The organism is Pseudorhodoferax soli (genome assembly GCF_003337555.1).
Classification (GTDB): Bacteria; Pseudomonadota; Gammaproteobacteria; order Burkholderiales; family Burkholderiaceae_C; genus Pseudorhodoferax; species Pseudorhodoferax soli.
Window position 1 is genome coordinate 381,021 of record NZ_QPJK01000006.1, and the last position, 25,154, is coordinate 406,174.

Consider the following 25,154-nt stretch of genomic DNA (forward strand, 5'->3'; position numbering starts at 1 on the left):
GACCACACGCAGTGGGGAGCGTGGGGGCCTTTTCAGGCCCGCCCGTACAGCGTGACGACGCAGGCGCCGCCCAGGCCCAGGTTGTGCTGCAGCGCCAGTTGCGCGCCTTCCACCTGGCGTTTGGCGGCTGTACCCCGCAGCTGCTGCGTGAGCTCGTAGCACTGCGCCAGGCCCGTCGCGCCGAGCGGATGGCCCTTGCACAGCAGCCCGCCCGAAGGATTGGTCACGACCCTGCCGGCGTAGGTGTTGTCGCCGTCCAGCACGAACTGCTCGCCACCGCCTTCGGGGCACAGGCCCAGCGATTCGTAGCTCAGCAGCTCGTTGTGGGCGAAGCAGTCGTGCAGCTCGACGACGGAGATGTCGCGCGGGTCCACGCCGGCCTCTTCGTACACCGCGCGCGCGGCGCGCTGTGCCATGTAGGCGCCGACGAAGCCCTTCATGGTGGGCGGCTCGAACGATTCGGCCGGGTCGGTGACCATGGCCTGCGCGAGGATGGCCACATCGGTGCGCAGCCCGTGCCGCCGCGCGAATGCGGGCGAGCAGACCACCGCGGCGGCCGCCCCGCAGGTCGGCGGGCAAGCCATCATGCGGGTCATCACGCCTTCCCACATGACCTGGTCCTGCATGACGTCCTCGGTGGTCACGATCTTCCTGAACAGCGCCAGCGGGTTGTTCGCCGCATGGCGGCTGGCCTTGGCACGGATCGCGGCGAAGGTCGACATCCGCGTGCCGTACCGGCGCATGTGCTCGCGGCCGGCGCCGCCGAAGGTGACGAGGTTGCGCGGAATCTCGCCCGCGTCGCCGCACAGCTGGTCCTGGATCGGCAGCACATCGCCCCGCGGAATCGGACGGTCGGGAAAGTTCGAACGTGTGGCCCCGGGCTGCATTTGCTCGAAGCCCAGCGCCAGCGCGCAATCGACCTGGCCGCTCTGCACCGCGGCGCGCGCCAGGTACAGCGCACTGGATCCGGTGGCGCAGGCGTTGTTGACGTTGAACACCGGGATGGCCGTGCGGCCCACGCGGTACAGCACGCCCTGGCCGCAGCTGGTGTCGCCGTAGACATAGCCGGCGAAGGCCATCTGCAGCTGTTCGTAGCCGATGCCGGCGTCCGCCAGCGCCATGCGCACGGCATCGACACCCATTTCCAGGTAGCTCGGGCCGGCGCCCGGCTTGGTGAACGGCACCATGCCGACGCCGGCGATCAGGACGTTCTCGCTCATGTTGTCTTTCCTTGGCTCAGTTGATCCCAGTCGTAGCGGAAGGCGCCATCGCGCGCGAAGTCCGCCACGGCCTGGGCGTGGTAGGGGGTCTGCATGGCCATGGCCTGGGCGTTGGCCTCGGCGGCGAACATGGCGGCACCGTCGGTCTCGAAGCTGCGGTTGACCAGGGCCTTGGTCATGCTGGCGGCCTCGCGCGGTCCCAGGCACAGGCGCCGGGCGAAGGCGCGGGTCGCGGGCAGCAGGGCGTCTTGCGCATGCACGGCGTGCACCAGGCCCCAGGCCTGCGCCTCCTGCGCGCCCAGCCGCCGTGCGGTCAGCATCAGTTCCTTGGCGCGCGACAGGCCGACAGCGCGCGGCAGCGTATGCAGCAGGCCGAAGTCGGGCACCGCACCCAGCCGCGCGAAGGAGGCGCAGAACACGGCGCGCGTGGAGGCGAGCACGAAGTCGGCCTGCAGCGCCAGGCCGAAGCCGGCGCCATAGGCCGGCCCGTCGACCGCGGCGACCACCGGCACCTCCAGCTCGCGCAGGCGGGTCAGCCACTGGTGGGCGCGGCGCAGCCGGCCGCGCATGTACTGCGCCGTGCCCAGGCTGGGATCGGCCAGCCGCGCGTGCATGAACTTGACGTCGCCACCGGCCGAGAAGCTGCCGCCCGAGCCGGTGATGAGCAGCACGCGGATCGCATGGTCGCGCTCGATGCGGTCGATGACCTCGGCGTAGTCCTGCTGCAGGTCGTCCGACAGCGCGTTGCGCGCCTCGGGCCGCTGGTGGCTGAGTTCGGCCACGCCGTCGTCGATGCGCAGCTGCGAGGCGCGCAGGGTTTCGGAGATGGTGTCCATGCGGTGTTTCCTTGTGGAGGGGGGATCAGTCGAGCCGGACACCGGCGGCCTGCACCAGCCGTTCGATGAGCTGGCCCTGGGTGTCGAGGGACTGGCGCGGGCGTGGCAGCCGGTGCCACCATCACCGGGCCGCCGATGATCTTGATCTGCGGCTCGTGGCAGCCGAGCTCGGCGATGGCCGGCACCTCGGGCAGGCCCGGCAGGCGCCGGTCGATGCCGGCGGTGCGCCGCATCGGCTTCATGCGCGGTTCTCCTCGGCTGGCCTGGCATAGCGCTCGCGCAGCGCGCGCTTGTAGAGCTTGCCGGTGGGCAGGCGCGGCATCACGTCGATGAAGTCGAGCGAGCGCGGCAGCATGTAGCGCGCGACCTTGCCGCGCAGGAAGCCGATCAGTTCCTCGGCCAGCGCCGGTGTCGGCGCCACGCCGGGCGCGGGCTCGATGACGGCCTTCACGGCCTCGCCCATCTCGGGGTCCGGCACGCCGATCACCGCGGCGTCCTGCACGCTGGGGTGCAGGGCCAGCGCGTCCTCGATGGCCTGCGGGTAGATGTTGACCCCGCCCGAGATGATCATGAAGAAGCGCCGGTCGGTCAGGTACAGGTAGCCGTCGGCGTCCAGGTGGCCGATGTCGCCGATGGCCGTCCACGTCGGGTGCCGCGGATGCTGGGCCGCACAGGTCTTGCCAGGGTCGTTGTGGTAGCGGAACGGCAGCGTCTCGCGCTCGAAGTAGATCAGCCCGTCCTGCCCGGCCGGCAGCACATTGCCGTCGTCGTCGCAGATGCGCAGCACGCCGACCTTGGCCCGGCCGACCGAGCCGGGGCGTGCCAGGGCCTCGCGGCTGTCGAGCACCGTGAGGCCGTTGCCTTCGCTGCCGCCGTAGTACTCCTGCACGATGGGGCCCCACCATTCGATCATGCGGCACTTGACCTCGGGCGGGCAGGGCGCGGCTGCGTGGATCGCCACGCGGTGGCTGGACAGGTCGTGGCGCTGGCGTTCGGCATCCGGCAGCTTGAGCAGCCGGATGAACATGGTCGGCACCCATTGGCTGTGGGTGATGCGGTAGCGTTCGATCAGCGCCAGTGCCTCTTGCGCGTCGAACTTGCGCATGAAGACCACGGTGCCGCCGTAGAACTGCAGGTTCGTGCCGTACGACAGCGGGGCCGCGTGGTACAGCGGTGCGGTCGAGAGGTAGACCGTGTCGGCGTCGAAGCCGTAGTGCTGCATCATCGCCAGGCGCGGGTCCAACGTGTTGTCGTCCGTGAAGCGCGTGCGCGGAATCGCCCGCACGATGCCCTTGGGCTGGCCGGTGGTGCCCGAGCTGTAGAGCAGCGTGCCGCCCACCCACTCCTCGGCCAGCCGCGTGCTCGGCATGGCGGTCACGGCCTGCTCGTAGGGTTCCCAGCTGGCGATGGCCCCATCCACCATCAGCCGCCGTTCGCACAGCGGCATCATGTCGGTCAGCTCGGCAGCGACCTCGGCCATGGCGTTGGACGAGACCACGGCGCGCGCGCCACTGTCCTGCACGATGTAGGCCACCTCGGCTGCGGTCAGGAAGCGGTTGACGGCGGTCAGCAGCAGGCCCGAGCGGAAGGCGGCCCAGGCCACCTCGAAGTAGCGCAGGTGGTTCTCCATCAGCACGGCGATGCGGTCGCCGCGGCGCAGGCCCTGCGCGTACAGCAGCTGGGCCAGCCGGTTGGAGCGTTCGTCGAGTTCGCGGTAGCTCAGGCGCTCGCCGGTGGCGGCGTCGATGACGGCCGGCTTGTCGGGCGTGAGCGCGGCGAAGTCACCGAGGTAGTTGGGCGTCTTCATGCGTTGTCTCCTGCTGCGGATCGGCGTCCGCTGGTCTTGGTCATGTCAGTGGAATGCGGCTGGCGTGGCGGCCAAGGCGATCGGTGCGGAGGTGGTGCGTGGGCCGAGGCCACCGGGTGGCCCCTTCCGCGAATGTCCCCCGCCAGGGCCGCAGGTGGCCCGGGCTCCTCCTTTATTTCGCTGCAGGGGCCACCCGATACCCTCGACCCTGGACACGTCGCGTTGTGCTGGGTCATGCGACGCGACGTTGATGGACCACGACGATGGTGTGTTCTCCGCAGCGAAATCAAGGAGGAGCCCCGGGCCGCCTGCGGCCCGGGGCGGGGGACATTCGCGGAGGAGAGCACGCCGTCGGCGTGGTCCCGTCCCCCCAGCGTGGTGCTGTCTCATCTCGACAACCCATCAGGCCATGGCCGGATTCAGCTGGCCGCTCAAGTCGGCATTCGGTGCCGCACGCGCCACCAGGCCTGGCAGCACCTCGCCCAGCTCGGCCGCCGTCCACCGGTTGTCCTTCTGCACATGGGGCCCGGCGCGCCAGCCCTCGGCGACCGTGATGCGCCCGCCCTTGGCGCCGAACACGCGGCCGGTCACGGCACCCGAATGCACGCTGCCCAGCCAGACCACGAGTGGCGCCACGTTGGCGGCGTCCAGCGGGTCGAAGCCGGCGGCGCCGGCCGGGGCCTTGGGATTGAGCTGGCCGCTCTTGAACAAACTCTCGGTCAGCCGGCTCATCGCCGTCGGGTAGACCGCGTTGACCGTCGCGCCGTAACGTTCGAGCTCGCGCGCGGCGACGATGGACAGGTTGGCAATGCCGGCCTTGGCCGCGCCGTAGTTGGTCTGGCCGACGATGCCGTACAGGCCCGAGGACGAGCTGGTGTTCACCACGCGCGCCTGGCGCGTGCGGCCGGCCTTGGCCTCGTCACGCCAGTAGGCGGCGGCGTGGCGCAGCGGGCAGAAAGTGCCGCGCAGATGCACGCGGATGACGGAGTCCCACTCTTCGATGCCCATGTTGACCAGCGTGCGGTCGCGCAGGATGCCGGCGTTGTTCACCAGCACGTCCAGGCCGCCGAAGCGGTCGACCGCGGTCTGCACCAGGCGGTGCGCGCCTTCGAAGTCGGACACATCGTCGGTGTTGGCCACGGCCTGGCCGCCCAGCGCGTGGATCTCGGCCACGACCTCGTGCGCCGGCCCGCTGGCTGAGCCGCTGCCGTCGGGCTGCGCACCCAGGTCGTTGACGACCACCCTGGCGCCCTGGCGCGCGAACTCCAGCGCGTACGCGCGGCCCAGGCCGCGGCCGGCGCCGGTGATGACGACGATGCGGTCCTTGCACAGTTCTGACATTGGTTTTCCTTTTTTGGGGGGGTGGTCGAGGATCGGATGGAAGTGCTGTCAGCGCCCCAGGTCCAGGCCCTGGGCCAGCGCGCGGTAGCGCTGCGTGTCGCGCGCGATCTGGGCGCTGAACTCGCGGCTGTTCTGGCCCATGATTTCCATGTTGGCGCTGCGCGTGGCCATGGCTGCGAACTCGGGCTGGGCCACCACCTGCATGAGCACGCTTTCGAGCTTCTGCGCGATCGGGGCCGGCGTCTTCGCGCTGATGGCGAAGCCGACCCAGATCGTCAGGTCGAAGTCGGGCAGGCCGCTTTCGCGCAGCGTCGGCACGTCGGGCAGCTCGGCCAGCCGCTGCTGGCTGGCCACGGCCAGCGCGCGCAGCTTGCCGCTGCGGATCAGCGGCAGCGCACCGCCCATGTCGGTCAGCGCGGCGTCCAGCGTGCCGCCGATCACGTCGGTCAGCATCTGGCTGGCGCCCTTGTACGGCACCTCGTTGAAGCGCACCTGCGCCTGCTGCTGCAGCGCCAGGCCGCCCAGCCGGTAGGTCGTGCCGTAGTTGGCCAGGCTCACGGTGCCGGGCGCGCGGCGCGCCGCCGCCAGCAGCTCGGCGATGCTGCCGAACTTCGAACCGGGGCTGGTGACCAGCGCCACGTTGGCCCGCGCCGCGCCCACCAGCGGCAGGAGGTCGCGCACGTCGTAGGCCAGCTCCTTGAAGACGATGGGGTTGATCACCATCGAGCCCGGCGAGACCAGCAGCACGCTGTAGCCGTCCGCCGGCGCGGCCAGCAGAGCCTGCGCGGCGATCGTCTGGTCCGAACCCGGCTTGTTCTCGACGAAAGTCGGCTGGCCCAGCAGCGTGGCGGCGCGCTCGGCGACGAAGCGGGTGATCGAGTCGCCGCCGCTGCCCGGACCGACCGGCGCGATGAAGCGCACCGGCTTGGACGGGTAGGCGGTTTCGGCCCAGGCCGATGGCAGTGCGGCCAGGGCGGCCAGCAGCAGGGGGCGCAGCAGAGCGTGCAGCATGTTCGGTCTCCTCCAGGCATCCGGGGACGCAGGTCATTCGGGTCGAACCCGATGATGGAGACGGGCGCTGGCTGCGCGCCTACCCGCGATGGCTAGCGCGGGCCGCCGTGCAGGCTACGGGGCTTTGGGCGATTCCCGGGTTTCCAGGTCGCGCATGCGGGCCACGGCCTCGTCGCGCTCGGCCACGCCCAGCTTGCCGTAGATCTTGCGCAGGTGCCACTTGACGGTGTGCGGCGTGACGCCCAGCACGCGCGCGATCTTCTTGTTGGGCATGGCCTGGGCCACCAGCGCCAGCACTTCGCGCTCGCGTTCGCTGATGCTGTCCAGCGCGCTGCCGTCGCCGGCCGTGGGCCGCAGTGGCAGCGCGCGCTGCTGCGTCTGCTGCGCCGCCGCCAGCAGGCGCTGCGCGTAGAAGCCGAGCACCGGGTCGAGCGCGCCTTGGTCCAGCGCGGCCTGCAGCACCTGCGGCACGTCGGGCGACAGGTCCAGCAGGCAGCGCATCAGGCCCAGGCGGTGGCCCAGGCGCAACGCGTGCAGCAGGTGCTGGCGCGCGGCGTCGGCGTGGCCCAGGCCGCGCTCGGCCAGCGCGATCTGCAGCTGCAGGCTGGCGGCGCGGCGGCCGCGGCCGGTGGCCTCGGCGTGCGCGGCGGCCGGCCGCAGCAGGTCCAGAGCGGCACCGAAGTCGTTCCAGTGCAGGCACATCTCGACGCGGGCGCGCAGCACGTTGCCGCGGATCTCGCCGGCCGCGCCGCGCCCGCCGCCCACATGGCGCTCGCCGAGCGCGAGCAGGCGGGCCAGCAGGTCCTGGGCCTGCGGCGTCTCGCCCTGGCGCAGGTGCCAGCGCAGGCGCAGCAGCAGCGCATGCGAGAGCACGCGGTCCAGGTGCTGGCGGCTGCCGTAGTCCTCCAGCCGCTCCAGCGTGGCCAGGCCCTCCAGCCGGCGCCCGCCCAGCCAGTGCGCATGGGCCAGCACGACCAGCGCGCGGACCACGGCGTCGGGGATGGAGGTGCGCTCAAGCAGTTCGATGCGCGGCTCGATCAGCCGCGCCGCGGCCTCTAGCTCGTTGGACTCGTACAGCGTGTCGCTGAGCAGGCCGGCCGCCACGCAGGCCACCCCCACGTCGACCGAGGGGTCGCTCTCGGCTTCCTGCAGCGCTTCGCGCAGCCGGTGCTCGGCCTCGGTCATGCGGCCTTCGAGTGCGTAGCTCATGCCTTCCAGGCAGCGCCCGACCAGCAGCCGGCCCAGGCCGACGCCGCGTGCGGCGCTGTCGGCCAGCACGGCACGTGCGCGCGCGAACTCGCCGCGGTTCATGTGCATCCAGGCCAGCACATGGCCGCGGCCGGCCAGCGCGTAGGCGTCGGCGTCGTCGGGGATGGCCTCCAGCGCGGCCTGAATCGCCAGCACGGCGTTGGTGTCGTCGCGCTGCAGCGCCAGGCCGCCGCGCAGCAGGGTCAGGCGGTACTGCTGGCGCGCGTCCATCGCGGCAAGGTCGGCCTCCATCTCGCGCAGGCCCTGCTCCAGTGCATCGAGGTTGCGCGCGTACAGCTGCAGGTTGGCCAGCAGCAGGCGCAGGCCGATGCGCTGGCGCACCTGCTCGGCCGGCAGCCGGTGCACTAGGCCGGCCAGCTGGCTCAGCGCGCCGCGCGCCAGCAGGCTGGGGGCGATGGCCTCCACCAGGTCGGCGGCGGCCTGCGCATCGCCGGCCTGCACCGCATGGCGCACGGCTTCGTCGATGTGGCCGTGGGCGTCGAACCAGCGCCAGGCCGTGCCGTGCAGCGCGCGCCGCTCGGTCTCGGGCAGCGCCGCCAGGCGGGCCTGCAGCACCTCGCGCAGCAAAGGGTGCACGCGGTACCAGCTCTCGCGGTCGTGGCTGCGCACCTGGCTGATGAACAGGCTTTCGCTGTCCAGGTGGCTCAGGCGCGCAGCCATGTGCGCCACCGCATGGGGCTGGCCCGTCAGCGCGGCGCACAGCGAGGCGCAGAAGCGGTTGCAGCCGGCCGCGCGCGTCAGCAGGGCCAGGTCGTCGGGCGCCAGGTGGCCCAGCACCTCGCGCTCGAAATAGGCGGCGAAGGCCTGCGGGTCGCGCACCTGCACGCGCGCGAAGCCGGCGCCCTGCTTGGCCTTGAGGTCGACCGCGAACAGCTGCAGGCCGGCGATCCAGCCATCGGTCAGCTCGTGCAGCAGCTGGGCGTCGCGTTGGGCGATGTTGCCCAGCTGTTCGCGCAGGAAGCGCTCGGACTCCTCGGCCGAGAAGCGCAGGTCGCGCAGGTCGAACTCCTGCAGCGCGCCCTGCGCGCGCAGCCGGGTCAGCGACAGCGGCACCGCGCTGCGCGAGCCCAGCACCAGGTGCAGCTGCGGCGGTGCGTAGTCCAGCAGCCATTGCAGGGCCTGGAAGATGCGCGGGTCTTCCAGGTGCTGCAGGTCGTCGACCATGAGCACCAGCTCGCGTGGGCGGGCAGCGATGCTCTGCACCAGCGTGATGACCCAGTGTTCGACGGCCGACTCCTCGCTGTCGCGGCCGAGCAGCCGGGCGGTCTCGCCGACCAGCGCCGCATCGACCTCGGCGAGGCTGGCCAGCACGCAGTCGAAGAAGCGCGTGAGCTCGTCGTCCTCGGCCGCCAGCGACAGCCAGGCCACGTCGAAGTCCAGCGACAGCAGCGCCTGGCGCCAGGCCACCAATGTGCTGGTCTTGCCGCTGCCAGCCGGCCCCTGCACGACCACGCAACGCTTGCGGCGCGCCTCCAGCATGCGGGCCTGCAGCGCATCGCGCGCCATCAGGCGCCGGCCGCGCGGCGGCTGCAGTTTGGTGCTGGCGATGGGCTCGAGCACGCGCACGGGCGTGCCGGCGAGGGGAGGGTAGGGACTGCGCATGGCGTCGACAGCAGGCAGCAGGGCCGGGCCGCTGGCGGGCCTGGCATGGCGCGCGATGGTACTGCGCGGGGTGGGCCATACGCTGGCCGGGTGCACGGCTGCACCCGGGGCCGGCAGCGGGTTCAAGCCCCGCGCCAGGCCGCCAGCACCGCGGCGATGTCGCGCGTCGGCTCGGCCTGCGGCGGGCGCGGCATCTGCGGCACGCTGCGGCTGAAGCGCGGCGCCGGCGCCGGCTGCACCACGCCGTCGATTTCGACGAAGCTGCCGCGCGCCTGCAGGTGCGGATGCCGCGGCGCCTCGTCGAACGACAGCACCGGCGCGAAGCACACATCCGTGCCCTCCAGCAGTTCGCACCACTGGGCGCGCGTGCGGGTCTTGAAGCGCTGGGCGATCACCACCTTGGCGCGCGGCCAGGCACCCTGGTCGTGCTGGGCGCCCAGGGCCTGCGGATCCAGGTCGAGCAGGGCCAGCAGCTGCTGGTAGAAGCGCGCCTCGATCGGACCGATGGAGATCCAGCCGCCGTCCTGGCATTCGTAGACCTCGTAGAACGGCGCGCCCGAATCCAGGATGTTGCTGCCGCGCGCGGCGTTCCACATGCCGGCCGCGTGCAGGCCGTAGAACACGGTTGCCATGGAGGTGGTGCCATCGACGATGGCCGCGTCAACCACCTGGCCCTGTCCGGAACTGCGTGCCTCCAGCAGCGCCGCGAGCATGCCCATCACGAGGTACAGCGCACCGCCGCTGAAGTCGCCGGTCAGCGCCAGCGGAATCGTGGGCGGCTGGCCGGCGCGGCCGATGGCGTGCAGCACGCCGGTCAGCGCGATGTAGTTGAGGTCGTGGCCGGCCGCGTGCGCCAGCGGTCCGGTCTGGCCCCAGCCCGTGATGCGGCCATAGACCAGGCGCGGGTTGCGCGCCAGGCAGGCGTCCGGCCCCAGGTCGAGCCGCTCGGTCACGCCGGGGCGGAAGCCCTCGATCAAACCGTCCGCGCTGTCGACGAACTGCAGCACTTGCTGCACGGCCTCGGGCTGCTTCAGGTCCAACGCGATGCATTCGCGGTTGCGCATCAGCAGGTTGAACTTCTGCGGGCGCCGCACGCCCAGGTCGGCCGGCTCGGTGCGGTCGATGCGCAGCACCGTGGCGCCCAGGTCGGCCAGCAGCATGGCGGCCATGGGCCCGGGGCCGATGCCGGCCAGTTCGACGATCTTGATGCCTGCGAGCGGTCCCATGGGTGTCTCCTGTGTCTTCCGATCCGGGGCCGGATCTTCAGCAGGCCGGGCGGCCCCGGCAAATACCGATTGGATGTCGGCCGATACCGCAGGTGTATCGCCATGGTGACGCGCGGGTTTTCCCTCCCCTCGCCATCGCGGGTGGGGGCGGGGCGTGTCGCCGGCCCGCATGCTTGCCATGCCCCTTTCTCCCCTGGAGCTTTTTCATGATCGACCGCAACATCATCGGCATGGTCTTTCCACCGCTGCGCGTGACCGCAGAGGCCGGACAGCTGCGCTTCTTCGCCAAGGCCATCGGCGAGACCGACCCGGTCTACTTCGACGAGGCCGCGGCGCGCGATGCCGGCCACCCCGGGCTGCCGGTGCCGCCCACTTTCCTGTTCTCGCTGGAACTCATGCAGCCGCCCAGCGACTGGCGCGAGAAGGCCGGCATCGAACTGCCGCGCGTGCTGCACGGCGAGCAGTCCTTCACCTACCACCAGGTGGCGCATGCCGGCGACACGCTGCTGTTCGAGGGCCGCGTGACCGACGTGTACGACAAGAAGAACGGCGCGCTGGAGTTCGTGGTGATGCACACGCGCGTCACCAACCAGCGCCATGAGCATGTCGCCGACGTGCGCAAGGTGCTGGTGCACCGCAGTGCCTGAACGTCCCCATCCACAACGCCAACGCAACGGAGCCTTCCATGACCCTTCCCGCCTTCGACGATCTGCAGGTCGGCGACACCCTGCCGCCGCTGGCACTGCCGGCCATCAACCGCACCACGCTGGCGCTGTTCGCCGGCGCCTCGAACGACCACAACCCGATGCACATCGACATCGACTACGCGCGCAAGGGCGGCATGCCCGACGTGTTCGCGCACGGCATGCTGTCCATGGCCTACCTGGGCCGCCTGCTCACGCAGTGGGTGGACCAGCGCCGCATCCGCCAGTTCAACGCGCGCTTCACCGGCATCACGCACCTGGGCGATGAGATCACCTGCACCGGCAAGGTGGTGCAGAAGTTCGAGGCCGATGGCGAGCGGCGCGTCAAGCTCGAGATCCAGACCGCGAACCAGGCCGGCGACACCCGCATCCTGGGCGACGCCACCGTGGCACTCTGAAGCCGCCCGGCCGGCTCGATACGCACAGAGTATCGGCCGAGCCACCAACGGTATTTGCCACGGATTGCGCTGGGGCCGACGATGCCGCCCGAACCACCGTCGACCCCATGACCAAGCACCCACCTCCCTCCGCCGGCCCGCTCGCCGGCATCCGCATCCTGGACCTGACCTCGGTCCTCATGGGCCCCTTCGCCACCGTGCAGCTGGGCGACATGGGGGCCGATGTCATCAAGGTCGAAGCGCCGGCCGGCGACAGCACGCGCCACCTGGGGCCGATGCGCAACCCAGGCATGGGCGCGCTGTTCCTGCACTGCAACCGCAACAAGCGCAGCATCGTGCTGGACTTGAAGCATCCAGAGGGCCGCGCCGCGGTGCTGCGCCTGGCCGCCACCGCCGACGTGCTGGTCTACAACGTGCGGCCGCAGGCCATGCAGCGGCTGCAGCTGGGCTATGGCGACGTGGCTGCGGTCAAGCCCGACATCGTCTACGCCGGCCTGCACGGCTTCGGCCAGCAAGGCCCCTACGCGGCGCGGCCGGCCTACGACGACCTGATCCAGGGCGCCACCGGCATCCCGGCGCTGTCGGTGCTGGCCGGCGGCGACGTGCCGCGCTATGCCCCCGGCGCGCTGGCCGACCGCATCGTCGGCATCGCCGCCGTCAACGCCATCCTCGCGGCGCTGTTCCACCGCCAGCGCACCGGCGAGGGCCAGGCGGTGGAGATCCCGATGTTCGAGACCATGGCGCAGCTCACGCTGGGCGACCACCTCTGCGGCCAGACCTTCGAGCCGCCGCTGGGCCCCACCGGCTACCCGCGCATCCTGAACCCGGACCGCCGGCCCTACCGCACGCTGGACGGCTACATCTGCACGATGTTCTACACCGACCGCCAGTGGCAGTCCTTCTTCGCGTTGATCGGCCAGCCCGCGCTGTTCGCGGACGACCCGCGCTTCGCCACCATCGGCCGGCGCACCGAGAACATCCGCTTGCTGTACGCGATGGTGTCCGAGGCGATGGCCACGCGCACCACGGCGCAGTGGCTCCACGTGCTGGCAGAGGCCGACATCCCGCACATGCCGATGCACACGGTCGACACGCTGCTGGACGACCCGCACCTGCAGGCGGTGGACTTCCTCACGCCGCAGGAGCACCCGAGCGAGGGCGCGATCCGCGCCATGCGCGTGCCGGCGCGCTGGTCCAAGACGCAGCCCGCGCAACGCCACTTCGCCCCGCAGCTGGGCCAGCACAGCGAGGAACTGCTGCGCGAGGCCGGCTACGGCCCGGCCGAGCTGGCGGCGCTGCGCGCCAGCGGCGCGCTGGACCCGAACCCCTGAACACAGGACACCATGGACTCGACACTCTCACCCGCTTACCGCGAGATCCGCGACGCCATCCTGCAGGTCTGCGCCGGCTTCGACGCCGACTACTGGCTGCGCAAGGACCGCGAAGGCGGCTTTCCCATCGACTTCCACCAGGCGCTGGCCCAAGCCGGCTGGCTGGGCATCTGCATCCCGCAGGCCTACGGCGGCTCGGGCCTGGGCATCACCGAGGCGACCGTGATGGTGCAGGCCATCGCCGAATCGGGCGCGGGCATGAGCGGCGCCTCGGCCGTGCACATGAACATCTTCGGCCTGAACCCGGTGGTGACGTTTGGCAGCGAGGCGCAGAAGCAGCGCATGCTGCCGCCGCTGATCGCGGGCCGCGAACGCACCTGCTTCGCGGTGACCGAGCCCGACACCGGGCTGAACACCACGCAGCTCAAGACCCGCGCCGTGCGCAGCGGCGACGGCTATGTGGTGCACGGCACCAAGACCTTCATCTCCACCGCGGGCAGCGCCGAGAAGATGCTGCTGCTGGCGCGCAGCACGCCGCTGGAGGAAGTGCGGCACAAGACCGAGGGCCTGTCGCTGTTCTACACCGACTTCGACCGCAGCCGCATCGCGGTGCACGAGATCGACAAGATGGGCCGCAAGGCGGTGGACACCAACCAGGTCTTCATCGACGGCCTGCGCATTCCCGAGGCCGACCGCATCGGCGAGGAGGGCCGTGGCTTCCACTACATCCTGCACGGCATGAATGCCGAGCGCATCCTGGTGGCCGGCGAGGCCGTGGGCCTGGGCCGCGCCGCGCTGGCGCGTGCCGCCGCCTACGCCAATGAGCGCGTCGTGTTCGACCGGCCGATCGGCCAGAACCAGGGCGTGCAGCATCCGCTGGCTGAGAGCTGGATGGAGCTGGAGGCGGCCAGCCTGATGGCCTTCCACGCGGCGGCCAGATTCGACCGCGGCGAGAACTGCGGCGCCGAGGCCAACGCCGCCAAGTACCTGGCGGCGGAGGCCGGCTTCAAGGCCTGCACCGCGGCCGTCATGACGCACGGCGGCTATGGCTATGCCAAGGAATACCACGTGGAGCGCTACCTGCGCGAGTCGCTGATCCCGCGCATCGCGCCGGTCAGCCCGCAGATGATCCTGTGCTTCATCGCCGAGAAGGTGCTGGGCCTGCCCAAGTCGTACTGAGGAGGCATGCCATGGCCGAACTTCCCATCGCGCTGGACATCCACTGGGACGAGCTGCCCGTGGGCACGCGCTTTCGCACGCGCAAGCGCACCGTGACCGAGACCGACCTGGTCGGCTTCGTCAACCTGACCTGGCTGACCGAGGAGCTGTTCGGCAATGCCGACCCCGGCGACCGCGCCGCAATGGGCATCGCCGGGCGCGTGGTGCCGGGCGGCCTGGTCTACACCTTCGCCGAAGGCCTGGTGGCGCCGTCGTTCCAGGCCGCCGGCCTGGCCTTCCTGCACACCGAGATCGACATGCAGGGCCCGACGCTGGTCGGCGACACGCTGTGCGTGGACTGCGAGGTCATCGAGCAGCGCGCCACCTCCAAACCCGACCGCGGCCTGGTCCGCACCCGCAACACGGTGCTGAACCAGCGCGGCACCGCCGTGCTGGTCTACACGCCGCTGCGCCTGATGCGCAGGCGCGGTGCGTAGGCCGGCCCGACATAACACCAACACAAGGAGATCCAGCATGTTCCATCCAGACCGACGACGCCTGCTCGCCACCATCGGCGCACTGGCGGCCGCTTCAGCGGCCCCGCTGGCCGCACGCGCCCAGGCCGCCTGGCCCGCCAAGCCGATCCGGCTGGTGCTGCCCTATGCGGCCGGCGGCCCCACCGACGTGGTCGCGCGGGCGATGGCGGCCCGCCTCGGCGACGTGCTGGGCCAGCAGTTCATCGTCGAGAACCGCCTCGGCGCGGGCGGCAACATCGCCAGCGAGTTCGTCGCCAAGGCGCCGGCCGATGGCTACACCGCGCTCTACCACTCCTCGGGCATCGCGGTCACGCCCGCGCTGTACAAGAAGATGGGCTACGACCCGGCCAAGGACTTTGCGCCGGTCGCGCTGCCGGCATCCATCCCCGCCATCATCGTCGCCGGCCCGGCACTGCCGGCCGAGGTCACCACGATGGCGCAGCTGGTGCAGTACCTCAAGGCCCACCCGGGCCAGGCCAGCTATGGCTCGGGCGGCATCGGCAACATCACGCACCTGGGCGTGGAACTGCTGCTGCAGGGCACCGGCACGCGCGCCGTCCATGTGCCGTACAAGGGCACGGCCCCCGCCATGACCGACCTGATCGGCGGGCGCATCCACTTCATGCTGGACGCGCTGAGCAGCGCGCTGCCCTTCGTGCGCGACCAGCGTGTGCGCGCGCTGGCCGTCACCACCACGCAGCGTGCGGCCGTGCTGCCGCAGGTGCCGACCGTGGACGAGACCGTGCTCAAGGGCTTCAGCGCCACCACCTGGCACGGCGTGCTGCTGCCCGCGGCGACACCCGCGCCCGTGGTGCAGCGGCTCAACGAGGCGATCAACCAGGTCGTGGCGGAGCCGGCGATGCACAGGCAGTTCGCCGCGCAGGGCGTGGAGCTGCATGCCTCGACACCGGCGCAGTTCGATGCCCTGCTGCGCACCGAGATCACGCGCTGGACCACCGCCGCGCGCAATGCCGGCGTGCAACCCGAATGAAGCCCTTCCTGAGGGAGCGGCGCGAGGGCCGCGTGGCCGTGCTGACCATGGACCGGCCGGAGACGCAGAACGCCGTCTCCGATCCCGATGCGATCGAGGCGCTGCTGGCGGCCTGCACGCGCATCGCCGCCGACCGCGAAGTGCGTGCGGTGGTGCTGACCGGGAGCGGCGGCGCGTTCTGCTCGGGCGGCAATGTCAAGGCGCTGCGCGACCAGGTCGGCAGCGGCCTGGGCCTGCCGGTGCTGTCGCGCGATGCCTACCGCGACGGCATCCAGCGCATGGTGCTGGCCTGGTACGCGCTCGAGGTGCCGACGATCGCCGCCGTCAACGGCCACGCCATCGGCGCCGGCATGGACCTGGCCTGCCTGTGCGACATCCGCATCGCGAGCGAGCAGGCCCGCTTCGCCTGCAGCTTCGTGCGGCTGGGCCTGATCCCCGGAGACGGCGGCGCCTGGCTGCTGCCGCGGCTGGTGGGTCGCTCGCGCGCGGCCGAGCTGGCCTTCACCGGCCGCGCCATCGATGCGCAGCAGGCGCGCGCGGATGGGCTGGTGTCGCAGGTGGTCGCACCCGAGCAGCTGATGCCGGCCGCGCTGGCGCTGGCGCAGGAGATCGCGGCCCAGCCCGGCCATGCGCTGCGGCTGGGCAAGCGGCTGCTGCGCGAGGGCGAGCATGTGCGGCTGGACACGCTGCTGGAACTCTCCGCCGCGTTCCAGGCGCTGGCGCACCACACGCCCGAGCACGAGGAGCGGCTGGCCGCCTTCGGCAGCGGGCGCACCAAGGCCGTGCCGCGGCCCTGAACCCCTTTCCCATTCGAACCAGGAGACAGACATGCACCAGCAACCCATCCGCCGCCGCGCGCTGCTTGCGCTGGCCGGCGCCAGCGCGCTGCCGGCACTGGCCGGCCCGGCCGACGACTGGCCGAACAAGCCGGTCAAGGTCATCGTCTCGCTGCCGCCCGGCAGCGGGGCCGACACCATCGCGCGCTTCCTCGCGCCGCGCCTGCAGCAACGCTTCGGCCAGCCCTTCGTGGTGGAGAACCGCACCGGCGCCAACAGCTTCATCGCGGCGCAGTTCGTGGCCCGCGCGCCGGCCGACGGCTACACGCTCTTCTGGGCCAGCAACTCGCCGATGACGACCAACCTGGTGTCGTTCAAGCAGCTGCCTTACGACCCGATCGCCGACTTCACGCCGCTGGCCGTGGCGGCCCGCTTTCCCATGGTGTTCGTGGTGCCGGCCGCCTCGCCGCTGCACAGCATGGCGGACCTGACGGCCCACCTGCGTGCGGGCGGCGGCAAGGTGCCGTTCGGCAGCGGCACGGCCACCTACCGGCTGGCGATCGAGCAATACCACCTGCAGGCCGGTGTGGCGGGCACGCACGTGCCGTACAAGGGCACCTCAGCGGCGGTGATGGGCCTGGCGGCAGGCGACGTGGCGTATTCGCTGGCGGAGATCAGCGCCGTCGTGCCCTTGATCAAGGGCGGCCGGCTGCGCGCCCTGGCCGTGACCAGCCGGCAGCGCCTGCGCGAGCTGCCCGAGGTGCCGACCATGGCCGAGGCCGGCATTCCCGGCCACGAGGTGCACGCCTGGGTCGGCGGCTTCTTTCCTGCGCGCACCGATTCGGCCATCGTCGCCAAGGTGGCCAAGGCCGTGCTGGAGGTGGTGCGCAGCCCCGAAGGCATGGCCTACATCACCAGCCTGGGCGGCATTCCTTCGCCGATGGGGCCGAAGGAGCTCGGAGCCTTCCAGGAGAGCGAAGTCGCGCAGCTGCGCGCCGTGGCTGCGCGCGTCGGCATGGAGCAGGAGTGAGTTCAGTCGGCCGCGGCTTGCCCGGCCCGCAGCATCTCCGTGGCGGTGTCCACGAAGCGCTGCGTCGGCCCGGTCGCCACGGCCGGGTGGTGCGCCAGCGCGATGCCGATGTCCAGCAGCGTCGGCAGGTCGTCGATGGGCAGCAGCCGCACACTGGTGAGCGCATAGCGCGCCGTGACCGAGGGCACCAGCGCGACGCCGATGCCGCTCTCCACCAGGCCCACGGCGGTCGGCACCTGCACCATCTCCTGCACCACCTTGGGCGCGATGCCGGCATGGCGGAACGCCAGTTGCACCAGCGCGTGCATGGCCGGCACCTGCAGGCGCGAATACTGGATCCAGGGCTGGTCGCCGAGCTCGGCCAGCGCCACGCTCGTGCGCTGTGCCAGCGGGTGGTCCGGGTGCACGGCCAGCACGAAGCGGTCGCGCTCCAGCTCCAGCAGCTCGGCGTCGCAGGGCTCGAACACCGGCGTGCGCAGCAGCGCCACGTCGACCGTGTGCTCGGCCAGCGCGTCGATCAAGGCGCGCGTGGTCGATTCGCGCAGCACCAGTTCCACGCGCGGATAGCGCGCCTGGAACAGCGGGATCAGCCGCGGCAGCAGAGAGAAGGCGGAGGTGCCCGCGAAGCCCAGCGTGAGCCGGCCTTGCTCGCCGGTGGCGCACTCGGTCGCCGCGCGGCGCAGTTCCTCGGCGCCCTGCAGCGTGTGGCGCGCATGCGCAAGCGCGATGCCGCCGGCCACCGTGAGCTTCAGGCCCCGCGGGTCGCGGTCGAACAGCACGATGCCCAGTTCCTCCTCGAGCTTGCGCATGGCCGTGGACAACGGCGGCTGCGCCATGTGCAGCCGCTCGGCGGCGCGGTGAAAGTTGAGCGTGTCGGCGAGGACGGCGAATTGCCGCAGTTGGCGCAGTTCCATGCGCCGGAATTCTAGAGAGAGGAGGGACCGTGCAAGACATCACCACGTCGTTCGTGCCCGTGCGCATTCCAGCCGAGGACGAGGCCCTGCGTGCCCCGGTGCGGCGCTTCCTGGCCGAGGCCCTGCAGGGCATGCCGCCCGCCCTGCGTGCGCGCTCCTGGATGGGCTTCGATGCGGACTTCAGCCGTGCGCTGGCGCGCCAGGGCTGGCTCGGGCTGACGCTGCCGACGCGCTATGGCGGCGCGGGCCGCAGCGCCTTCGCCCGCTTCGTGCTGTCCGAGGAGCTGCTGGCCGCCGGTGCGCCGGTCTCTGCGCACTGGATCGCCGACCGCCAGACCGCACCATTGATCCTGCGCTATGGCACGCAGGCGCAGCGCGAGCGCTTCCTGCCGGCCATCGCGCGTGGCGAGTTGTTCGTGGCCATCGGCATGAGCGAGCCCGACACCGGCTCGGACCTGGCCGGCGTGCGCACGCGTGCGCTGCGCACCGACACCGGCTGGGTGCTGCGCGGGCGCAAGATCTGGACCACCAACGCGCACCGTTCGCAGTTCATGTGCGCGCTGGTGCGCACCTCCGGCACGCCGGAGGACCGGCACAAGGGCCTGTCGCAGGTGCTGGTGGACCTGTCTCTTCCCGGCATCACGGTGCGGCCGCTGCTGGACATCACCGGGGACCGCCACTTCTGCGAGGTGCTGTTCGACGACGTGGCGCTGCCGGCCGATGCACTGGTCGGTGCGGAAGGCGCGGGCTGGGAGCAGGTCACGGCCGAGCTCGCCTTCGAGCGCAGCGGCCCCGAGCGGCTGCTGTCGTCCATGGTGCTGGTCGACACATGGCTGGCGCATTTGCGCACGCAGCCGGCCGTGGACGATGCCGCCCTGGCGGTGCTGGGGCGCATGGCCTCGAGCACCGCGGTGCTGCGCGCGATGTCCCTGTCGATCGCGGCACAGCTGCAGCGCGGCGAGCAGCCGGCGTTGGCCGCCTCGTTCGTGAAGGACCTGGGCACGGAGTTCGAGCAGGCCGTGCCGGGCTGGGTGGCGCAGGCGCTGGACCATGACGGCGCCGTGGCGCCGCCGGCGCTGCTGCAGACGGTGGCCTACCTGACGCAGATCGAGCCCAGCTTCTCGCTGCGGGGCGGCACGCGGCAGATCCTGCGCGGGATCATCGCGCGCGGCCTGGGAATGCGGTGAGCAGGAGAACATGAGCATGGACGACTCCCTTGTCGAAGGCCTGCGCAGCGCGCTGGCCGCGCACTGTTCGGCCGAGCAGGTGCGTGCACTCGAAGCCGGTGGACCGATGGCGCTGTGGCAACAGCTGGAGCCACTGGGCTACGCCGACGCCTTCATGGACGAGGCGCACGGCGGCAGCGGGCTGGACCTGGCGGCCGGCTTCGAGGTCGGCTTCGTGCTGGGCCTGCATGCCTGTCCCTTGCCCTTGCTGGAGACGGCGCTCGCGCGTGCGCTGCTGGCCGCGGCGGGTGTGCCGCGGCCCGCACGGCCGATGGTGTTGTGCGACGCCGTGGCAACGCCCGGCGGCGCGCTCGCGCTGCCGCAGACGCCTGGCCTGCAACTGGCATCGCATGCGCTGGTGCAGCACCAAGGCCACTGGCATCTGCTGGCGCTGGCCGGCCACACACTGCGCGCGGGCGACTACCGGCCGCGCCTGAGCGGCGCGCTCGATGCCCTGGTGCTGGACCAAGCGCTGGCACGCTTTCCCGCGCCGCACACGGCGGGGCTGTTGACGGCGCCGTTGCAGGCCGCGGAGATGGCCGGGGCGATGTCCGCCGTGCTGGCCATGACGCTGGCCTACGCGCAAGACCGGCGCCAGTTCGGCCGGCCGATCGGCCAGTTCCAGGCCCTGCAGATGGAGGTCAGCGCACTGGCCGAGCAGGTCGCCTATGCGGGCATGGCGGCACGGCTGGGCTGCGCCGGCAGCGTTGCGGCACCCAGCGTCCTGCGGGCGCTCAACGCCAAGCTCGCGTGTTGCGAGGCGGCTGGGCGGGTGGTCGCCATCGCGCATGCCGTGCACGGTGCCATCGGCATCACGGAAGAGTACGCGCTGGCCATCCATGCGCGGCGCCTGCACGAGTGGCGCGCCGCGGGGGCCTCCGCCGGCGACTGCGCGCGTGCGCTGGGCCGCGCGCTGCTGGGCGATGCCGTGCCGGTGCTGGCGTTCGTGCGCGGGCAGCTCGGGGCGTGACGCACCCGCGTGCGCAGGGAGAGCCGCGGGGTGTGCGTTGCCGGGCAGCCTACTTGCCGAGTTGCCCGAAATCCCTGACCAGGGCGACCCAGTAGGCGTGGTCTTCCTGCACGTCGCGCAGCGTGTCCGCGGGCGTGCCGCCGCTGGCGATCAGGCCGAGCGTGGCGAAGCGTTGCCGCACCTCCGGCAGGCCGAGGATGCGGCCCACGTCCGCGGCGATGCGCTCCACGGTGGCCTGCGGCGTGCCGGCCGGCACGAACAGCTTGCCCCAGGATTGGCGGTCGAAGCCCGGCACGCCGGCCTCGGCGAAGGTCGGCACCTGCGGCAGCAGCGGCGAGCGTTCGCGGCTGGCCACCGCCAGCATGCGCGCCTTGCCGGTTTCCTCGGCCTTCTTCGCGTTGAGCCCGCTCAGGAAGCCGGTGGGCAGGTGGCCGCCCAGCAGGTCGTTCAGGATCGGTGCGTCGCCGGCGTACGGCACGTGCGTGAGCTGCACGCCCGCGGTGGCCTTGAGCCGCTCGCCCATGTAGTGCGTGCTCGTGCCTTCCCCGTGCGAGCCGTAGCTGAGCTGCCCGGGCCTGGCCCTGGCCCGCGCCAGCACGGCCGCCAGGTCGCCCTGCGGGCCGGCGTTGCTGGCCAGGTAGACGATGGGCGTCACGAACACCGTGGTCACCGGCAGCAGGTCGCGCAGCGTGCGGTAGCCCACCGAGGGGCGCGTGAGCTCGGTCGACAACATGATGGGCACCTGCAGCAGCAGCGTGCTGCCGTCCGGTGCGCTCCGCGCCACCAGCTCGGTGCCGATGGCGCCGGTGGCGCCGGGCTTGTTCTCCACGAGCACGGGCTGGCCCCAGGCGGCGGTCAGCTTCTCGGCCAGGATGCGGGCCGAGGCGTCGGTCGCGCCCCCGGCGGGGTAGGGCACGACGATGCGCACCGGCTTGTCGGGGAAGGCCGAGGCCCCGGCAGCCAAGGTGCACAGCGCGGCTGCGAGCAGTTTCCTGAAGCGGTGCATGCGGGCTCCTGGGTGAATGGAGGGTCAGCCGTCGACGCGGATGCCGGTCTTGCGCACGAGGTTGCCGAACGCCGTGTAGCTGGCGCGCCATTCGGCTTCGAACGCGGCCGGCGACGAGCCGACCGGGATGAAGCCCAGTTCCGCCAGCCGCGCGCCGGCCTGCGGCGAGCGGGCCAGCTGTTGCGCCACGTCGGCGAACTTCTCGCGCAGCGGCAGCGGCGTGCCGGCGGGCGCGAACACGCCGAACCAGGAGTAGGGGTCGAGGTCGGCCACGCCCAGTTCGCCGTAGGTCGGCACATCGGGCAGCGCGGGGTGGCGCGCCGCGCCGTTGATGGCCAGCATGCGCAGCTTGCCGGCCTGCAGGTGCGGCCGCAGCGTCGCCACGTCGGCCGAACCGGCCGGGACTTCGCCGGCCAGCACGGCCAGCGCGATCGGCGCGGCGCCGCGGTAGTGCACCGGCACGACCTGAAAGCCCAGCGTGGCGCCCAGCGCCGCGGCCACGAGGTGGCCGAACGAGCCCACGCCCCAGTCGCCCACCGCCGTGGGCTGTGGCTGCGCCTTGGCGGCGGCGACGAAGGCCTGGAAGCTGGCGGCAGGGTGGTCGGCACGCACGAACAGGCCGGACTGCGCGCGCGTGAGCAGCGTGACGGCTGTGAAATCCTTGAACGGGTCGAACGGCAGCTTCTGCATGTGCGGCAGGATGGCGTGCGTGGTGCTCACCGTCACCAGCAGCGTGTAGCCGTCCGGCGGCTGGGTCTGCACGTGCTGGGCGCCGATCACGCCGCCGGCACCCGAGCGGTTGTCGACCACCACGCTCTGGCCCCAGGCGTCCTGCAGCGCCTGCGCGTACAGCCGCACCAGGAGGTCGGTGCCGCCGCCGGGCGGGAACGGCACCACCAGCCGGATCGGCCGGCTGGGAAAGGCGGGCACCTGGGCCCGGGCCGGCAACGCCAGCACGGCGCCGGCGGCCGCCAGCACGGCGCGCCGCCGGGGCCAGAGCGGGGTGGCATCGGGTGTCTGCATGGTGCGCTCCCGTGGTGGCTCAGTTCTTCAGCGAGACGCCGAGGTCGCGCGCGATGCCGGTCAGCCGCTCGCGGTCGGCCTGGAAGCGCTCGACGGCCTGTGCCGGCGTGCTGCCCTCGGCATCGACACCGGCGGCCTGCAGCCGCTCGACGACTTCGGGCAGCTTCAGCACCTCGTTCACCTGCCGGTTCAGCAGGGCGATCACGGCCGGCGGCGTGCCGGCCGGTGCCGCGAGGAAGAACCAGGGCGTGACGCCATCGATGCTGCGGGTGATGCCTTGCTCGCCCGTGGTGGGCAGATCCGGGCGCAGCGGCGAGCGCCTGGGCTCGGTGATCGCGATCAGCCGGATGGCGCCACGCTCGACCATGGGCCGAGCTGACGGGTAGTCGATGAGGCCGAAGTCGATGTCGCCCGCGGCGATGGCCACGGCGGTGGGACCGTTGCCCTTGTAGGCCACGCCGATGCCGGCCACGCCCACCGACTTGAGCAGCGCCAGCGCGCCCAGGTTGGTGGTCGAGGCGTTGCCGCTGTGGCCGAAGCTCGGGCCGCCGTTCTTCTGCTTCGCGTAGGCGATGAAGTCGGCCACCGAATGCACGGGCAGCGCGGCGTTCACGGCCAGGAACGAGGGCGCCCGCGCGAACAGTGTCACCGCGTCGAAATCCTTGCCGGGCTGCAGCGGCGCGTAGTCGTCGAACATCAGCTGGAACAGGCCGGCGATGCCGAAGAACAAACCCAGGGTGTAGCCATCGGGCCTGGCCTTGGTCACGAACTCGGTGCCCAGCCGCGTCGCGGCGCCGGGTTTGTTCTCCACCACCACGCTCTGGCCCAGGCGCTCGCCGAGCTTGTGCGCGACGGTGCGCGCCGCGATGTCGGTGGCGCCGCCGGGCTGCACGCTGACGACCAGCCGCACGGGGCGCTCGGGGTAGTCTGCGGCGGCCGCGCCCATGGCCGCCCAGGCCAGCAAAGCGCCTGCGGTTGCGCGGGTCCACCATCCTCGGATGTTCTGCATGCCGTCGTCTCCTTGTCGTGCCGGCAGGGTGCGGTGCCGGTGCCGTGTTGCCGATCTCCTGCATGGTCCGCGCCGGCCCTGCGCCAGCCCCTAGCCTGATCGGGCAGGGGTGGGAAAGCCCCTGGCCTGCTAGCTGCGCACGCGTGCGCGCCTCGCCCTCCTGTCGGCGATCTGTCTTGCGCACCGTGGGCGCCGGGGCGTTACCGCATGGCGTCCAGGTAGGGCCGGCGCAGCGCGGTCTTGAGCACCTTGCCGACGGACGACATCGGCAGTTCGCCGCGGAACTCGACGCTCTTGGGGCACTTGTAGCCGGCGATCCGCGCCTTGCAGTGCGCCTGCAGTTCGGCCGCCGTGGCCGAGGCGCCGGCCTTGAGCACCACCACGGCGTGCACGCTCTCGCCCCAGGCCGCGCTCGGGATGCCGATCACGGCGCACTGGGCGATGGCCGGGTGCTCGGCCAGCGCGTTCTCGACCTCGGCCGAATACACGTTCTCGCCGCCCGTGATGATCATGTCCTTGAGCCGGTCGACCACGTAGAGGTAGCCGTGCTCGTCCAGGTAGCCGCCGTCCCCCGTGTGCAGCCAGCCGTTGCGCAGGGCCCTGGCGGTTTCCTCGGGCTTGCGCCAGTAGCCCAGCATCACGTTGGGGCCGCGCGCGATGATCTCGCCAGCCACGCCGGGCGCGGTGTCGCGGCCATCGGGATCGACCACGCGCATCTGCACGCCGTAGACCACGCGCCCGGCCGAGCGCAGCCGGCCCAGGCGCCGGCCTTCGCCGACGTGGCTCTCGTGCGAGTTGATCGTGATGAGCGGCGAGGCCTCGGTCTGGCCGTAGCACTGCACGAACTCGGCCTGCGGCAGCGCCGCCAGCGCACGGTCGAGCAGGGCCGGTGAGATCGGCGCCCCGCCGTAGGTGATGCGGCGCAGGCTGGCCAGGCGCGCGGGATCGAAGCAGGGGTGGTCCAGCAGCATCTGCAGCATGCTGGGGATCAGCACCACCTCGGCCACGGCATGGCGTTCGATCGCGTCGACCACGCTGTCGGCCCGGAAGCTCGCGAGGACCATGGCCGAGCCGCCGATCAGCGTGTGCGAGATCAGCCGCCCCGCCGAGGCCAGGTGGAACATGGGCGCCACATGCAGCGCCACGGCATCGGCGGAGGAGGGCACCTGCGCCATGCGGCCCATGGCCGACGACCACAGGTTCAGGTGCGACAGCACCACGCCCTTGGGCAGGCCGGTGGTGCCGCCGGTGTAGAAGATCGCGGCCGGGTCGTCCTGCCGGCCGGCGTGTTCCTGCCCGGGCGCGGAAGCGGCGAGCAAGGCTTCCAGGTCGGGCAGGTCGGGAGGCTGGCTGCCGTTGTCCGGGTCGCCGAAGAACAGCGCCGCGAAGCCCTCGCGTGCTTGTTCGTGGATCGCCGGGAGCATGGGCACGAAATCCGCACCGACCAGCAGCACGCGCACGCCCGCGTCGTCCAGCGAGTAGGCCATCTCGGCCGCGCTCCAGCGCATGTTGACGGGGCAGGCGATGGCGCCGGCCCACCAGGTGGCCATGAAGAATTCGAGGTAGCGGTCGCTGTTGGCTGACAGCAGCGCCACGCGGTCGCCCGGCGCCACGCCGTGCGCGCGCAGCACGCTGGCGATGCGCATGGCGCGCTCGCCCAGCTGCGCGTAGGTGCGTGTGCGCACGCTGCCGTCGGGCAACGCGAACCAGGTGGCCACCTTGCCGGGCTGCTGCTGCAGCATGCGGTGCAGGCCCTGTGTGAGCTGCATG

At 71.8% G+C, this 25,154-nt stretch carries 22 protein-coding genes; 10 read left to right on the top strand and 12 right to left on the bottom strand.

Translation table 11 applies throughout. The features are described from left to right. Window positions 1-32: 32 nt before the first annotated feature. The 7 genes from DES41_RS22275 to DES41_RS22305 all read right to left on the bottom strand — a co-directional run bounded on the left by DES41_RS22275 (window position 33) and on the right by DES41_RS22305 (window position 10,312). A complete protein-coding gene (locus DES41_RS22275; protein WP_114469852.1) occupies window positions 33-1,220 on the bottom strand; it encodes a lipid-transfer protein in 1,188 nt (395 codons plus the stop codon). Next, window positions 1,217-2,056, bottom strand: coding sequence for an enoyl-CoA hydratase/isomerase family protein (locus DES41_RS22280; RefSeq protein WP_114469853.1), 840 nt, complete (start codon window positions 2,054-2,056; stop codon window positions 1,217-1,219). Before DES41_RS22280 ends, DES41_RS22275 begins: the two co-directional genes overlap by 4 nt. 238 nt (window positions 2,057-2,294) lie before the next feature. Continuing rightward, window positions 2,295-3,863 (bottom strand): acyl-CoA synthetase, encoded by a 1,569-nt coding sequence (locus tag DES41_RS22285; RefSeq protein ID WP_114469854.1) that lies wholly within the window; start codon window positions 3,861-3,863, stop codon window positions 2,295-2,297. Window positions 3,864-4,265: 402 nt separating this feature from the next. Next, window positions 4,266-5,204 (bottom strand): SDR family oxidoreductase, encoded by a 939-nt coding sequence (locus DES41_RS22290; RefSeq protein WP_114469855.1) that lies wholly within the window; start codon window positions 5,202-5,204, stop codon window positions 4,266-4,268. A 48-nt stretch (window positions 5,205-5,252) separates the two neighbouring features. Next, window positions 5,253-6,215 (bottom strand): tripartite tricarboxylate transporter substrate binding protein, encoded by a 963-nt coding sequence (locus DES41_RS22295; protein ID WP_114469856.1) that lies wholly within the window; start codon window positions 6,213-6,215, stop codon window positions 5,253-5,255. A 114-nt stretch (window positions 6,216-6,329) separates the two neighbouring features. Beyond that, window positions 6,330-9,086: a winged helix-turn-helix domain-containing protein gene (locus tag DES41_RS22300; protein WP_245965820.1), complete on the bottom strand. Its 2,757-nt coding sequence runs from the start codon at window positions 9,084-9,086 to the stop codon at window positions 6,330-6,332. Window positions 9,087-9,208: 122 nt separating this feature from the next. Next, the gene (locus DES41_RS22305) at window positions 9,209-10,312 is read right to left on the bottom strand and encodes a CaiB/BaiF CoA transferase family protein (RefSeq protein ID WP_114469857.1); all 1,104 of its coding nucleotides are present in this window, start codon (window positions 10,310-10,312) and stop codon (window positions 9,209-9,211) included. Between the two features lie 206 nt (window positions 10,313-10,518). Between DES41_RS22305 and DES41_RS22310 the strand changes: the two genes are divergently transcribed. From DES41_RS22310 to DES41_RS22345, 8 genes are all read left to right on the top strand, one after another. Further along, entirely contained in the window at window positions 10,519-10,959 is a 441-nt protein-coding gene (locus DES41_RS22310) for a MaoC family dehydratase N-terminal domain-containing protein (protein ID WP_114469858.1), read from the top strand. Window positions 10,960-10,997: 38 nt separating this feature from the next. Continuing rightward, complete coding sequence (locus DES41_RS22315; protein WP_114469859.1) at window positions 10,998-11,414, top strand: MaoC family dehydratase; 417 nt, start codon at window positions 10,998-11,000, stop codon at window positions 11,412-11,414. Between the two features lie 107 nt (window positions 11,415-11,521). Beyond that, window positions 11,522-12,745: a CaiB/BaiF CoA transferase family protein gene (locus tag DES41_RS22320; protein ID WP_114469860.1), complete on the top strand. Its 1,224-nt coding sequence runs from the start codon at window positions 11,522-11,524 to the stop codon at window positions 12,743-12,745. 12 nt (window positions 12,746-12,757) lie between these two features. Next, on the top strand, window positions 12,758-13,924 hold the full coding sequence (locus tag DES41_RS22325; protein ID WP_114469861.1) for an acyl-CoA dehydrogenase family protein: 1,167 nt from the start codon (window positions 12,758-12,760) through the stop codon (window positions 13,922-13,924). An 11-nt stretch (window positions 13,925-13,935) separates the two neighbouring features. Next, window positions 13,936-14,400, top strand: coding sequence for a MaoC family dehydratase (locus DES41_RS22330; protein WP_114469862.1), 465 nt, complete (start codon window positions 13,936-13,938; stop codon window positions 14,398-14,400). Between the two features lie 37 nt (window positions 14,401-14,437). Continuing rightward, window positions 14,438-15,430 carry a tripartite tricarboxylate transporter substrate binding protein gene (locus DES41_RS22335; RefSeq protein WP_114469863.1) on the top strand — a complete coding sequence of 331 codons (993 nt, stop codon included), beginning with the start codon at window positions 14,438-14,440 and terminating at the stop codon, window positions 15,428-15,430. Then, window positions 15,427-16,227, top strand: coding sequence for a crotonase/enoyl-CoA hydratase family protein (locus DES41_RS22340; protein ID WP_114469864.1), 801 nt, complete (start codon window positions 15,427-15,429; stop codon window positions 16,225-16,227). Before DES41_RS22335 ends, DES41_RS22340 begins: the two co-directional genes overlap by 4 nt. 31 nt (window positions 16,228-16,258) lie before the next feature. Further along, entirely contained in the window at window positions 16,259-17,236 is a 978-nt protein-coding gene (locus DES41_RS22345; RefSeq protein ID WP_114469865.1) for a Bug family tripartite tricarboxylate transporter substrate binding protein, read from the top strand. 2 nt (window positions 17,237-17,238) lie between these two features. Here the strand turns inward: DES41_RS22345 and DES41_RS22350 are convergent, their stop codons facing one another. After that, the gene (locus DES41_RS22350; RefSeq protein WP_114469866.1) at window positions 17,239-18,150 is read right to left on the bottom strand and encodes a LysR family transcriptional regulator; all 912 of its coding nucleotides are present in this window, start codon (window positions 18,148-18,150) and stop codon (window positions 17,239-17,241) included. 38 nt (window positions 18,151-18,188) lie between these two features. Here DES41_RS22350 and DES41_RS22355 point away from each other — a divergent pair, with 38 nt between their 5' ends. Together DES41_RS22355 and DES41_RS22360 are read left to right on the top strand one after the other, a co-directional pair. Beyond that, window positions 18,189-19,337 (top strand): acyl-CoA dehydrogenase family protein, encoded by a 1,149-nt coding sequence (locus tag DES41_RS22355; RefSeq protein ID WP_114470024.1) that lies wholly within the window; start codon window positions 18,189-18,191, stop codon window positions 19,335-19,337. 16 nt (window positions 19,338-19,353) lie between these two features. Further along, window positions 19,354-20,346, top strand: a complete 993-nt coding sequence (locus tag DES41_RS22360; protein WP_170168255.1) for an acyl-CoA dehydrogenase family protein — start codon at window positions 19,354-19,356, stop codon at window positions 20,344-20,346. 49 nt (window positions 20,347-20,395) lie between these two features. Here DES41_RS22360 and DES41_RS22365 read toward each other — a convergent pair whose 3' ends face one another. The 4 genes from DES41_RS22365 to DES41_RS22380 form a co-directional block, all read right to left on the bottom strand. Next, window positions 20,396-21,352 (bottom strand): tripartite tricarboxylate transporter substrate-binding protein, encoded by a 957-nt coding sequence (locus tag DES41_RS22365; protein ID WP_114469868.1) that lies wholly within the window; start codon window positions 21,350-21,352, stop codon window positions 20,396-20,398. A 24-nt stretch (window positions 21,353-21,376) separates the two neighbouring features. After that, the gene (locus DES41_RS22370; protein ID WP_114469869.1) at window positions 21,377-22,375 is read right to left on the bottom strand and encodes a Bug family tripartite tricarboxylate transporter substrate binding protein; all 999 of its coding nucleotides are present in this window, start codon (window positions 22,373-22,375) and stop codon (window positions 21,377-21,379) included. Window positions 22,376-22,394: 19 nt separating this feature from the next. Next, on the bottom strand, window positions 22,395-23,384 hold the full coding sequence (locus tag DES41_RS22375; protein WP_114469870.1) for a tripartite tricarboxylate transporter substrate-binding protein: 990 nt from the start codon (window positions 23,382-23,384) through the stop codon (window positions 22,395-22,397). Window positions 23,385-23,584: 200 nt separating this feature from the next. Next, the gene (locus DES41_RS22380) at window positions 23,585-25,153 is read right to left on the bottom strand and encodes an acyl-CoA synthetase (RefSeq protein WP_114469871.1); all 1,569 of its coding nucleotides are present in this window, start codon (window positions 25,151-25,153) and stop codon (window positions 23,585-23,587) included. Window position 25,154 lies beyond the last annotated feature (1 nt).

Excerpts from the sequence above, each read along its gene's own strand:
- DES41_RS22275 (WP_114469852.1), bottom strand. The coding sequence starts at position 1,220 with ATGAGCGAGAACGTCCTGATCGCCGGCGTCGGCATGGTGCCGTTCACC.
- DES41_RS22280 (WP_114469853.1), bottom strand. The coding sequence starts at position 2,056 with ATGGACACCATCTCCGAAACCCTGCGCGCCTCGCAGCTGCGCATCGAC.
- DES41_RS22285 (WP_114469854.1), bottom strand. The coding sequence starts at position 3,863 with ATGAAGACGCCCAACTACCTCGGTGACTTCGCCGCGCTCACGCCCGAC.
- DES41_RS22290 (WP_114469855.1), bottom strand. The coding sequence starts at position 5,204 with ATGTCAGAACTGTGCAAGGACCGCATCGTCGTCATCACCGGCGCCGGC.
- DES41_RS22295 (WP_114469856.1), bottom strand. The coding sequence starts at position 6,215 with ATGCTGCACGCTCTGCTGCGCCCCCTGCTGCTGGCCGCCCTGGCCGCA.
- DES41_RS22300 (WP_245965820.1), bottom strand. The coding sequence starts at position 9,086 with ATGCGCAGTCCCTACCCTCCCCTCGCCGGCACGCCCGTGCGCGTGCTC.
- DES41_RS22305 (WP_114469857.1), bottom strand. The coding sequence starts at position 10,312 with ATGGGACCGCTCGCAGGCATCAAGATCGTCGAACTGGCCGGCATCGGC.
- DES41_RS22310 (WP_114469858.1), top strand. The coding sequence starts at position 10,519 with ATGATCGACCGCAACATCATCGGCATGGTCTTTCCACCGCTGCGCGTG.
- DES41_RS22315 (WP_114469859.1), top strand. The coding sequence starts at position 10,998 with ATGACCCTTCCCGCCTTCGACGATCTGCAGGTCGGCGACACCCTGCCG.
- DES41_RS22320 (WP_114469860.1), top strand. The coding sequence starts at position 11,522 with ATGACCAAGCACCCACCTCCCTCCGCCGGCCCGCTCGCCGGCATCCGC.
- DES41_RS22325 (WP_114469861.1), top strand. The coding sequence starts at position 12,758 with ATGGACTCGACACTCTCACCCGCTTACCGCGAGATCCGCGACGCCATC.
- DES41_RS22330 (WP_114469862.1), top strand. The coding sequence starts at position 13,936 with ATGGCCGAACTTCCCATCGCGCTGGACATCCACTGGGACGAGCTGCCC.
- DES41_RS22335 (WP_114469863.1), top strand. The coding sequence starts at position 14,438 with ATGTTCCATCCAGACCGACGACGCCTGCTCGCCACCATCGGCGCACTG.
- DES41_RS22340 (WP_114469864.1), top strand. The coding sequence starts at position 15,427 with ATGAAGCCCTTCCTGAGGGAGCGGCGCGAGGGCCGCGTGGCCGTGCTG.
- DES41_RS22345 (WP_114469865.1), top strand. The coding sequence starts at position 16,259 with ATGCACCAGCAACCCATCCGCCGCCGCGCGCTGCTTGCGCTGGCCGGC.
- DES41_RS22350 (WP_114469866.1), bottom strand. The coding sequence starts at position 18,150 with ATGGAACTGCGCCAACTGCGGCAATTCGCCGTCCTCGCCGACACGCTC.
- DES41_RS22360 (WP_170168255.1), top strand. The coding sequence starts at position 19,354 with ATGGACGACTCCCTTGTCGAAGGCCTGCGCAGCGCGCTGGCCGCGCAC.
- DES41_RS22365 (WP_114469868.1), bottom strand. The coding sequence starts at position 21,352 with ATGCACCGCTTCAGGAAACTGCTCGCAGCCGCGCTGTGCACCTTGGCT.
- DES41_RS22370 (WP_114469869.1), bottom strand. The coding sequence starts at position 22,375 with ATGCAGACACCCGATGCCACCCCGCTCTGGCCCCGGCGGCGCGCCGTG.
- DES41_RS22375 (WP_114469870.1), bottom strand. The coding sequence starts at position 23,384 with ATGCAGAACATCCGAGGATGGTGGACCCGCGCAACCGCAGGCGCTTTG.
- DES41_RS22380 (WP_114469871.1), bottom strand. The coding sequence starts at position 25,153 with ATGCAGCTCACACAGGGCCTGCACCGCATGCTGCAGCAGCAGCCCGGC.